Here is an 11,667-nt window from a genome sequence, read left to right as displayed (position 1 = left end):
TCAGCTAAGAAAAAGTCAGTTGGATAACTCAATGGCAAAAGGCAAGACACTTTTTGAACAATTCTGTGCATTAGCAAGTTAAGTGCGCCTAAAATAAGTTTGTTTTTAATCTAATAAACTGGAGAGTAGATCAGCGGAACTTCCCCGCCAACCTCTCACAGAACGGTACGGGAACCTCTCGATTCATACCGCTCCCATTAAGCAAACGATCCTGTCATTCCTGCACGCCAGTGAGCAAATAAGTTTGGCTGTCGTTCTTTTATTTTTTCCAGAATTTTTGACACCTTGATCTTTCTTCTTTTCAAGTGTTTGTATTTGCGTATTGCCCATGCAACCAGTGTTTTATTGAAATGGCGCCATACTGGATAAAGTGCTGACCGATAGTAACGCCCATAATAATTGAGCCATCCTTGTAATACAGGATTGTACAACCGGGCTATATCGATGAGTTCTAAATCCGACCTATTTCGCCAGTTTAATTTTCTCGTCTTTTGCCGCATTGCCTTGAGTGACGTATTACTTACCGCCGGGTTAAATCCAATAAAGTAACAGTTTGACTTATTACTTTTACATACCCGTCCACAAAAGGTATAGCCCAGAAAATCAAACTGAGTTCTTGGGTATTTCCTTATTTTACTTCTACTGATACTAACTCTTTAGCTCTATACAGCTTGATACGTATAGTACATCAATTACAAACTAGCAGTTTGTAGTCCAGTAATTAACAGCCCATTTATCTTTTCTCAAAAAAATTGAATATTAAAACTATTACTCAATGACGGTTGATGTTGTTTGTTCTTTTTCTGTGATTATTTTCACTACCGCTTGACTTTTTTCGAGGATTCATATGCCAGTAAAAAAAGAACGTTTTTGGACAATCGTAGCGACTTGTTTGGCGTTTGTAATTATTCAGTTAGACGTTACTATCGTCAATGTCGCCATACCCTCCATAAGCATGCAGCTAGATAGTGATATTTCTGGTATGCAGTGGATTATTGATGCTTATACACTTGCTCTTGCAGTTGTTTTACTAATGGCAGGTGTTCTGGGTGATCGCTGGGGAAGTCGACGAATTTTTTTAGCAGGCTTTAGCGTATTTGGTTTCGCATCACTTGTATGTGGAATGTCTACCTCTACAGAATTGTTAATCGCTGCACGGGCAGTACAAGGATTTGGTGGTGCCTTAGTTTTACCAACATCCCTTGCTTTGATTGCCCATGCCTGCAAAGGAGATGATGTTTTAAGAGCAAAAGCTGTCAGTATTTGGGCCGCATCTGGCGCAATAGCAACAGCTGCTGGTCCGATATTAGGAGGCCTTTTAGTTTCTACTATAGGCTGGAGTTGGATTTTTTATGTAAATGTTCCAATCTGTATATTCGCAACATTCATTACAATTAAAGTGATTTCTGAAACTACTCGAAGCAATAAAGGGCAGTTTGATTTTCTTGGACAAATCATAATAACTGTCGGTTTATTAGTACTCATTAGTAGTTTAATTAGGGCCGGAAGTCATGGATTGGGTGACAATTTTGTTACAGATGGTATTATAATTTTTGCAATTTCAATTACTGCTTTTTTAATCCGCCAGGCAACGGCTTACAATCCAATTGTACCATTACATCTATTCAGAATTTTGCCATTTTCATCATCAGTGCTGTCGGCTTCGCTACTTAGTTTGACATTTTATGGTTTGATTTTCGTATTAAGCTTGTATTTTCATCATGTACTTGGCTATTCACCCGCTGAAACTGGTGCAGCTTTTCTACCGCTGACTGGCGTCATCGTCATAGCCAATCTTGCTAGTGTGTCCCTCATTCGAAAAGTCGGATATAGGGTGGCTATTTCAGGTGGACTTTTTGTTGCTGCTCTGGGCTATGCTTATCTAGCCTTGATGCCTAATTACTCAGCACTGCTCCCCATGGTCCCTGGCATGATGATGGTTACACTCGGAATGGGTACAGCAATTCCAGCAACAACCACAGTAGTCATAGGCAGCGTTGACAAAAACATATCTGGTACAGCTTCAGCAATATTAAATACTGGACGACAATTTGCGGGCGCCTTAGGGGTGGCTGTTTTTGGCGCCATAGTATCTGATCATGCAGCAACAATTGCCGTAAATATTCGTGAAGTGTACGTAATTTCTGCACTCGTACTTGTACTAGCAATGTTTAAATCAATGTTCTGTATTGGTAAATCAATTGTTCCATACTCAATCACTACGCTTAAAAAAGCCACTGCTTGATCTAACCCATTAGTTTATCAAAATGACTTTATTGATTGGAGTGATTAAGTCCGACCTTTTCCAGATTGGAGTCTATATATGCCGCACTGTATTCTTGAATATAGTAATAACCAGGTTGACTCGTTAAATTTCAGAATTTTATTTGAAGATTTACACAATGCTTTAATGAAAGCCTGGAAGTTTAAAAAAGAAGACTTTAAAAGTCGTGTCATTAAACATGATATTTATTACATAGGAAATGGAGCAAAAGAAAACATTTTTATCTCACTATCACTTCAAGTGATGTCAGGAAAAAATGAGGAAGAAAAAAAATATATCAGTCAGACTGCGTTAAACATTTTAAAAAAACATTTTTTTCGATCACTCGCCGAAAGTGAAACAAGTTTATCTGTACAAATTGTTGAAGTAGATAAATCAAGCTATTCAAAGATTCAATCGGGATAATAAAAAGTAAATCAAATTGGAGAATTCATGAAAGAACATCAAGGTAAAAAAATATTAATTATTGGTGGTAGTACTGGTATTGGATTAGCTACTGCCAAAGCATTTGCTCAAGAAGAAGCACTGGTGACCATTGCTTCAAGAAGTCAGAAAAAGCTAGACCATGCACTTGAGATAGCTGAGCTTACAATGAAAACTGAGTGCCTAGATATAACCAATGAAACATCAGTGAAATTTTTTTTTAAAGAAACTAATACTTGGGATCACATCGTTATTTCTGCTGCAGATACGCCTATGGGATCAGTTAAAGAGCTTGATTTATCACAAGCCTACTCAGCAATGAATAGTAAATTTTGGGGGGCATACCATGTAGCACGTTCAGCAAATATTAAGTCAGGGGGATCACTGACCTTAATTTCAGGCTACTTATCAGAACGCCCTCGACAAACAGCCGTATTACAAGGAGCTATCAACGCTGCAATTGACGCTTTAGCCAGAGGGCTTGCGCTTGAATTAGCACCAGTCAGAGTCAATAGCGTATCACCTGGTTTAGTGGCTACCTCCCTGTGGTCGAATATAGAGCCTGCTCATCGCGAACAAATGTATTTAGCGGCAGCTGACCGTTTGCCCGTTGGGCGGGTAGGAAAAGCCAGTGATATAGCTAAAGCAATACTGTTCCTTGCAAGTACGGGCTATGTAACTGGTTCAAAAGTGTTGGCTGATGGTGGTGCAACAATAGCGTATTAATTTTTTCGCTTGCTTGATACAGACCTTTCTGTATCAGCTCATTAAAACAAATATTAAATTAGAGGATAAAATATGCTCGATAAAAGAGTGTTAGGTAACGAAGGACTATCTGTTTCTAAAATTGGACTTGGCTGCATGGGTATGAGTCAGTTTTATGGAGAAACCAACGATGAAGAGTCTATTGCGACGTTACATCGTGCAGTAGAGTTAGGGGTAACCTATTTTGACAGTGCTGAAAATTATGGACCTTTTCTTAATGAAAAGTTGCTTGGAAAAGCATTTAGAGGAATACGAGAAAAAATTCAAATTGGAACAAAGTTTGGCTTCATCTTTCAGAATGGAAAAGTAACTGGAGTTAACAGTCGTCCTGAACATATACGTAAAGTAGTCGACGAATCTTTAAAACGGCTTGATACTGATTATATCGATATTTTATACCAGCATCGAGTGGATCCAAACGTTCCTATTGAGGATGTGATAGGTGAAATGGGAAACTTGGTTAAGGAAGGAAAAGTTCTTTATCTTGGGTTGTGTGAAGCTGGTGAAAATACAATTCGTAGGGCACATGCCATACATCCTCTTTCTGTCATTCAAAGTGAATACTCCCTTTGGGAGCGTAACCTAGATGACGTTATTCGTCCACTCTTAAAGCAATTGAATATCGGGTTAATTACCTTTTGTCCACTCGGTCGTGGTTTTTTAACTGGTACAGTTAAGAAAGCCGAAGATTATACAACCAGTGATTTCAGATCTCTTGATCCACGATTTAAAAATGAAAATTTTGATAGTAACTTAAGTATCACTCATCGCGTAATGGAACTTTCCTCAGAAATAGGCATTACACCTTCACAATTATGTTTAGCCTGGATATTAACACAAGGGAAAAATATTGTGCCTATTCCAGGTACAAAACGTCGTAAATACTTGGAGGAAAATATTAAAGCTGCAGAAGTTATATTGGATGAATCTATTCAACAAGAGCTAGGAAATTTACTGAATAATTTATCTGTTGCAGGGCCACGCTACGAAGAAAAAATGATGTCATTAATTGATCGTTAATTTGGTTCAGATGGTGGGTTCAAAGCCCAAAAACTAACTTTAAGAAGTGGACATGATGTTAAATACAAGCTGGAAAAATGACTGGTCTTTACTCAAAGACTCATTTCAACAAGACTGCCAATTTCATAGTAACCACTTTAAATACTGTTTGGCACACCCTAATGAAGTACAAACTACAGTGTTAGAGGATATCATTCGATTAGGTCAAAATTCATTAATGTGGAAAGAAGAAAATTATCGTCTCAATACTGTGAATGTAGATGAATATCGAAAAAAAATCCCTATCAAACGTTATGCAGACTTTATTCCCTATATTGAACGGGAAATTGATGCCAAAGGAGGTGTACTAAGTTGTAGTCCAGTCATGCGTTGGCTAAAAACCAGTGGAACAACTGGCTCAGCAAAAAAGGTGCCGTATACACAGCATTGGATGAATCATTACAGAGTTCCGGCAATAAAGGCCATGTGGTCAACATATATGCATCATTGTCCTGAAATGCTTTCTGACCCATATGCAGTGTTGGATATGCAAACTGTTTTAGAAGAGCCTTCAGAATTTATCAAGGGTTTAGCATACCAAAGTATAAGTAATCGATATCCAAGACTAGATAAAAATGACTGGACACCTCCCTGGTTAAACGCACCTTGGTTTGTTTCTGGAATGCCCGGGTCTCACGAAGAAAGAATGTACCATCGACTTCGCTTTCTCATTGGTAAGCCATTACATTTCATCAGTACAATCAATCCTAGCACGCTTATTTCGATGTGGGATATATTATTAAGCCAACAGGAAAGATTAATTAATGATATTCATCTTGGTACTTTAAATGGTAAAAAACTTTTTGAACCAAATGCGACTTTAGCCAAACAACTTACCAGCATACTTAATACAAAAAACATCTCATTTAAAGATATATGGCCTAGTCTTAGTTTATTTAGTTGTTGGGTATCGGCATCAGCAAAACTATATAGACCTTTACTCAATAAGATTTTACCTGGAGTAACCCAGATACCTTTCATGACTTGTGGAACCGAAGGTGTTGTGACCATTCCTGTTGACGAAAGTTTGACAAGCCAACCATTAGCAATCAACCAGGCTTTTTACGAATTTGTGCCAGCTGAAGTTGATATGAGTGATGTACTAAACCCTGCTCAGAGCACGAATACCTTACTTTTTAACCAACTTGAAACAGGTAAAGAATACCACCTCATTATGTCTCAAGCTAATGGGCTATACAGGTTAGCAACAGGTGATATCTTTCGGGTAGAAGGATTTGAGGGAAATGTTCCAAGACTCAATTTTATTCGAAGGGATGGTATTTTTCACTCATTTACTGGTGAAAAACTGACCGAAGATCAGGTAACAGAAGCTATTTCCACATTTTCGCAACAAAATAATATTGATTTGGGCTTGTATATGTGTGGTCCAAAATGGGCTCATATTCCACGTTATGTTTTGATGCTCGAAACACCCTCTGATTTGAGTGTATCAAATGATGAAATCGCTGAAAAAATTGATGGTTGCTTACAAAAAGTCAATATTGAATATGCATCAAACTCGACTTTGGCCATCATTCAATACACATGACAGCTAAAAATAAGCTATTAGAAACAACAGGTTAGAATTAATTCATATCATGGTTTTCATTAGACATGAGTTAATTCAGGTTATAAACACTAACTGTATTGCTTTACCTCCAATGCCTTAGCTTCTAAATGGCCAAAGTCGAGTCAAAAAGAGAAAGTAAAAGGCTCGGAAGAATTGAAGTTATTACTGTACCGGATAATGCCATTACCCGTTATGTAGATTATAAACGGAGTGCAGCGAATGCTGCGCAATATAAATACAAACCTTTCTACCAGGATATCAACTTTGTACAAGAAATTCTTGATTTACAAAACTAACAATTCAACGCCGGAATTTAATTATGAGTACAACTACTAAAGAAATTGAATTTATTCTTATAGATCAGGTGCGTTTAGCCGCGCACAAATGGATACCTACTGAAATTAAAGGTGTCGTTTTTTATTTTCATGGTTTGCAAAGTCATGGAGGATGGCTTTGGGAGGTAGGTAACTTATTTGCTTCTAATAATCTGGCATTCATCTGTATTGATCGGAGAGGGTGCGGAATGAGCGAGGGGGAACGACAGATTATTCCTCCAGTGAACCAATTACTTTTGGATTATACTTTAGCGATTTCACATTGTTTAAATAAGCTACCAAAGTCAGTACCCATAAACTTATTTGGCCACTGTCTTGGAGGTTCAATTCTCGCTGCATTATTAAACTACAAAGGGTTCACGATAAAGTTTGATAGTGTTGTGTTCTGCTCCGCTTGGCTTGGTAAACTTTATTCTACCTTAAATGAAAAAGAGTTAGAAAAAATCAGATTCGATAAAAGTGATGAACTATGGGATGCAGGACTTCATGCTGAAGACTTTACTTCTGATTCTCGCTATTCAGTTTTCATAGATGATGACACATTAGCAACTCGAAAGTTGGTAAGTCGCTCCAGAAAGCATTTACTAGATTTGGAAGAATATTACCTAGGATCAAACTGGAACTGCAAAAAGCCAGTAGTTTTTATTTCTGGCACAGATGATACTGTTGTTGATCTGTCTTCAGCTCTTTCGGTATTTCAGGACTTAACGGCTGGCAAAGGTACTATTGTTCATCTTCCAACAAGCAAACACTACTTATTTTTTACTGAAGTAAAAAATTCGCTTGTTAACTGGGTTTCATATTTAACCGTCAGCAAGGGAAATATTCACTGTGTTTGAAGCAGCCCTCTATAAGGTTGATCAACCGATGGCTATTTCCTTTAGTCATGCAGCATTCAGACGCAAAAATGCTGATAGTGTTGTATTACTCTTACAAACGTCAGGCATTACAGGAATTGGTGAATGTGCCCCACGAAAGTATGTGACAGGTGAAACCTCAGATGCTGTTTTGCATGCTGCAGCTCAGGTTGATTTATCTTTCATTTATAACCGTATATTTGCTGCATCAGCTAAACAGGTTGTGAAAACCATGTTTGAAAACGGTACTGCAAACTACCTTGGTCTACCTCAAAGTAATAGCCTTGAATGCTTGTTCGAGCTGGCTATCTTAGATTTTTTAGCTCAATCAGAACAGTGTTCTGTAGCGAGGTTAGTTGCAGATGCGCTTAACTTAACGACTTTATTGATTGAGGAAACTGAATACACATTTACCCACGTCCTGAACTTTGAAACGGATGCCAAACAACTTAGTGCAGAACTGTCAGAGGTTAAAGTCATTAAGATTAAGGCAGACAGAGAGTTAAAAAAGACTCTTTCCATCATAGAAGCAGTTCGTTATCAATCAGGTCCTGTACCCCTAATAATAATTGATGCTAATATGTCATGGAGTATCGAAACAACCATTCAGCACATTAAAGCATTATCCCAGTACAATATAAATTTTTTTGAAGAGCCAATTAATAAAAGAAATTTTATTGAGCTAGCAAAACTTCAGAAAGATTTTGGTATTTCCATCATGCTCGATGAGTCACTGTGTTATTTCTCTGATGCAGAAGAAGCAGTTAAACTCTGTGCATGTGATGCATTTAATATTCGTATCTCAAAATGTGGAGGTCTACTTAAATCTATCAAATTTATTCAATTTGCTCGTAAACATAAACTGCAATATCAGATCGGTGTACAAGTAGCAGAAGTCGGTCCACTAATTGCTGCAGAACGTCAATTAGCCTTGCTATTTAAAGATTTTTTCACTATTGAATCTGGTCAACATGACAGATTTTTTCCTGACATGGTAATCACACCTGTTCCAGAAATTGATCGGAATAATCATACAGTTTTAATTAAACCAGTCACGGGACTAGGCGTTAGCAAAACGTCTCTGCTTAGCCAATATACGTTTGCTGGTTGTATAGGATAGTTTTTAAAAATGTTAAGGCACTTGAAGTAATAATTGGAGATATGAATGAAATATTTTTCAGATTTAATTGTTGAGTTTTTAACTCAACAAGGTATCGATTATGTGTCTTTTAACCCAGGAGCATCATTTAGGGGAGTACACGATTCATTGGTTAATTTGCGTGAGCAGAAAAATACTCCGCAGATAATAATGTCATGCCATGAGGAAATTTCAGTTGCAATTGCGCATGGGTACTACAAGGCTTGTGGCAAACACATGGTCGTTTTAGTACATGCTAATATTGGTCTCCAGCATGCCAGTATGGCAATTTTCAATGCTTGGTGTGATAGAGTTCCATTGTTAGTTCTAGGAGGTAATGGCCCCTTAGATGCGAGCAAACGTCGTCCCTGGATCGACTGGATACATACTTCCCAGGGAATAGACTCAATGTTACAAGGTTTTACTAAATGGACTGACTTACCCATCAGCCAAAAAGCGACTATCGAATCGCTATACCGTGGCTTACGACTAATGAATACTGAAGCTAAGGGACCTGTTTTTATTTCCCTTGATGCTGCAGTTCAGGAAGAAAAACTGGGTGATGATGTTATCCTATACCCTGCAGAAACTACTTTAGGATCGGTATTACCTGCTATAGATGATTCTTTTGCTGAATTTATTGCGCATAAACTTCTTTCATCATCTTTTCCAATATTAATTGTGGACTTTTCAGGGAAAGACTCTGCAACTGTTGAAACTTTGATAATGCTTGCAGATGAACTTGGCATAGCAGTCGTTGATAGAGGGGGCCGCTACAATTTTCCAAACACGCACTCTTTATCCATTGTTGATGAAGCAGAAGATATTATTAATTCATCTGATTTTATTTTGGCATTAGAAGTTCAGGATTTATGGGGAGCATTGAACTGCCCAGCTCCCGACGCTTTTAATCAGCAACCTTATATTGCAACTTTAAGTAGTAACGATATGCTGATGAGTAGCTCTGTGACTGATTATCAGCATTTAATGCCTGTAAACCTTTCTTTGCATGCTCACCTTAACCATTCTTTACAAAAGATTTTAAAAATTATTACTAAGCGTCAAACAAATTCATCTTTTGACTCCATGCGTGCAAACCGTATTGGTAAAATTAAATATCAACATGATGTGGCACGCACTAAGTGGCTGGATTTTCAAGTATCCCATCGTGATGATGACGTCATACATGTGTCCTCAGCATTAGCTACTATCCACGATAATCTTAAATCTTATAACTGGATTGTTACTAATACCGGGAGCGTTACCATAGATGCTTGGGTAAAAAAATTATGGGACCTAGATCGTGAAGGGTGTTATCTTGGATTAAGCGGTGGAGCTGGGCTTGGATATGGTCTAGGTGCATCAATTGGCGCTGCGTTAGCCCATAAAGATGACGATACAATTTGTATTAACTTGCAATCTGATGGCGATTTTCTTTATACGCCTAGTGGTCTATGGACGCTATCTCAATACGACATTCCTCTCCTAACTATTGTTATGAATAACCAGTTGTATCTTAATTCTAAGCAGCATGCCGAAATTATTGCCTTAGCGAGAAAGAGGGACCAGGTAAATTCTGATGTTGCTACAAGCTTTCATGAAAATCCAGTTGATTTTCTGGCTCTTGCTGATTCTTTTAATATCTACAATGCGGGCAAAGCCAACACCCTAAAAGCGCTAGAGTCGTCACTAGAAAATGCCATAGACTACATATTGACTCATAGAAAGCCCTGCCTCGTAGAAGTGATTATGCAGTAATAAATTAATTTTTACTTGTAAAAGGAGAGATTATGAGTCAAGCATTGGCGAGTATTGCAGAATGTATAATTGGTGGGATGAAATACCTTGAGGTAAAACGTAACTTTACTGACGAACAGTCAGATTATTACCAGCTAAGTGAAGGGTTATACCAGACACTTACAAAGTTCCCCTCAAGTGTAAAGTATTCAGAATTGTTAAACCACCTTCTTCATGTTGGTAAACGATGTTTTCTGCCTAAGGAGCATAAAGCAACTTATCGAGTACCATTTTTGCCTGATGATAGGTCACATGGGTTGGTAAGTGGATTTGGTCTGACACATAAAAACAAGATACCAAAAGAAAAAGTGGACTCTTATGGACAAATAGATGGATTTCCTTCTTGGTTTTTTAAAGGCTTTGCTCATTCATTAAAACTCTCTGGAGAATCTTTATTTCTTACAAACACAGCTAAGCTAATTTGTGAAGAAGCAGAAATTGTATTAATCTTTAAAATAGACGACACAGGTAACCCTCGATACCTAGGCTTCACTTTTGGTAATGACCTGACTGACATAGGCCAAATTAGAAATAACTCTGCTCATCTTTCTTATGGTAAAATGACTGATAGCGCCATTCATCCTTTTCTATTCCTTGGTGAACCTCCCATGTATACAGAAGGACATGTTCACATTAGACGAAAGGATAAAACAGTATGGGCTGGAAAAGTGAGCAATGGCCTTTCCACACTAGCCTATGACCTTGAAACCATTATGTCCAAGTTATGGCAACATCAATCCATTATTTTACCAAATATGATGCATTACGTTTTTATTGGTGCTGATAAAAACAGTGTTGACCATGGTTGTACTCTTTCCAATGGTGATACTACTAATATTCAATTTGACGAATTTAAAGTTAAGATTAACAATACCGTTAATCTTTGTGGATAGTATGGAGTGCTGGCAAATGATTTCTCATTCCTCTGATAAAGCTGTGCCCAAGCTAGTACGTCCACTAGATAATACAGAAGCTCTGTTTGCCATAATGCACTCAGAATTAAACGGTAATACACAGGTTTTGACGCATATACTTATTGATAAAGAAATTGATTTTCAAAAACTAATTCATGCAGTTAATGTTTTATTTAATAAATATCAAATTTTACGAACTTGTATTATCGAAAAGAATGATCAGCTTTGGTTTGCTGAGCATGATGACTTTAATAGAGTTTTAATCTCACATAGCAAAGCTGGTAATTTATCCAGCGCAGAAGATGAATTACAAGAAGAACTTAAAAAACCAATTAATTCTTCACAAAATCTGTGGCGTATGAAGCTGATTAATATTTTAAGCCTAAAACAGGCTATGCTCATATTTGTACGCAATCATGCTATTTCAGACGGTTATTCAACAGGACTATTTTTTAGCTTATTACTAAAAGCATTATCGAATAATGATGCTATAAAAAGTTTAAATTCAACTACTGAAAAAATCCC

Annotated in this window: 12 protein-coding genes; 11 read left to right on the top strand and 1 reads right to left on the bottom strand. The window is 37.5% G+C overall.

Features of this window, described 5'->3' with window-relative positions; genetic code table 11:
* Nucleotides 1–197: 197 nt before the first annotated feature.
* Entirely contained in the window at nucleotides 198–500 is a 303-nt protein-coding gene (locus KCG35_RS22230; RefSeq protein ID WP_215822058.1) for a group II intron maturase-specific domain-containing protein, read from the bottom strand.
* A gap of 347 nt (nucleotides 501–847) precedes the next feature.
* On the opposite strand from KCG35_RS22230, the gene KCG35_RS22225 reads away from it, so the two are divergent.
* The 11 genes from KCG35_RS22225 to KCG35_RS22175 form a co-directional block, all read left to right on the top strand.
* Nucleotides 848–2,245, top strand: coding sequence for an MFS transporter (locus tag KCG35_RS22225; protein ID WP_215822057.1), 1,398 nt, complete (start codon nucleotides 848–850; stop codon nucleotides 2,243–2,245).
* Between the two features lie 78 nt (nucleotides 2,246–2,323).
* Nucleotides 2,324–2,689 carry a 5-carboxymethyl-2-hydroxymuconate Delta-isomerase gene (locus KCG35_RS22220; protein ID WP_215822056.1) on the top strand — a complete coding sequence of 122 codons (366 nt, stop codon included), beginning with the start codon at nucleotides 2,324–2,326 and terminating at the stop codon, nucleotides 2,687–2,689.
* Nucleotides 2,690–2,716: 27 nt separating this feature from the next.
* A complete protein-coding gene (locus KCG35_RS22215; protein ID WP_215822055.1) occupies nucleotides 2,717–3,433 on the top strand; it encodes an SDR family oxidoreductase in 717 nt (238 codons plus the stop codon).
* Between the two features lie 72 nt (nucleotides 3,434–3,505).
* Entirely contained in the window at nucleotides 3,506–4,492 is a 987-nt protein-coding gene (locus tag KCG35_RS22210; RefSeq protein ID WP_215822054.1) for an aldo/keto reductase, read from the top strand.
* Between the two features lie 52 nt (nucleotides 4,493–4,544).
* The gene (locus tag KCG35_RS22205) at nucleotides 4,545–6,080 is read left to right on the top strand and encodes a GH3 family acyl-acid amido synthetase (protein WP_215822053.1); all 1,536 of its coding nucleotides are present in this window, start codon (nucleotides 4,545–4,547) and stop codon (nucleotides 6,078–6,080) included.
* 128 nt (nucleotides 6,081–6,208) lie between these two features.
* Nucleotides 6,209–6,397 (top strand): hypothetical protein, encoded by a 189-nt coding sequence (locus KCG35_RS22200; RefSeq protein WP_215822052.1) that lies wholly within the window; start codon nucleotides 6,209–6,211, stop codon nucleotides 6,395–6,397.
* Between the two features lie 23 nt (nucleotides 6,398–6,420).
* Nucleotides 6,421–7,275 carry an alpha/beta hydrolase gene (locus KCG35_RS22195; protein ID WP_215822051.1) on the top strand — a complete coding sequence of 285 codons (855 nt, stop codon included), beginning with the start codon at nucleotides 6,421–6,423 and terminating at the stop codon, nucleotides 7,273–7,275.
* Nucleotides 7,268–8,413, top strand: coding sequence for an enolase C-terminal domain-like protein (locus tag KCG35_RS22190; RefSeq protein WP_215822050.1), 1,146 nt, complete (start codon nucleotides 7,268–7,270; stop codon nucleotides 8,411–8,413). Before KCG35_RS22195 ends, KCG35_RS22190 begins: the two co-directional genes overlap by 8 nt.
* A gap of 45 nt (nucleotides 8,414–8,458) precedes the next feature.
* Nucleotides 8,459–10,189: a thiamine pyrophosphate-dependent enzyme gene (locus KCG35_RS22185; protein ID WP_215822049.1), complete on the top strand. Its 1,731-nt coding sequence runs from the start codon at nucleotides 8,459–8,461 to the stop codon at nucleotides 10,187–10,189.
* 32 nt (nucleotides 10,190–10,221) lie between these two features.
* Entirely contained in the window at nucleotides 10,222–11,121 is a 900-nt protein-coding gene (locus KCG35_RS22180) for a hypothetical protein (RefSeq protein WP_215822048.1), read from the top strand.
* Between the two features lie 16 nt (nucleotides 11,122–11,137).
* Nucleotides 11,138–11,667: condensation domain-containing protein (locus KCG35_RS22175; protein WP_215822047.1), on the top strand; the 530-nt coding region annotated here is incomplete at its 3' end.

It is taken from the genome of Zooshikella harenae (assembly GCF_018837975.1).
In the GTDB taxonomy this organism is placed as follows: domain Bacteria; phylum Pseudomonadota; class Gammaproteobacteria; order Pseudomonadales; family Zooshikellaceae; genus Zooshikella; species Zooshikella harenae.
This window is presented reverse-complemented; position numbering and strand designations above follow the sequence as displayed.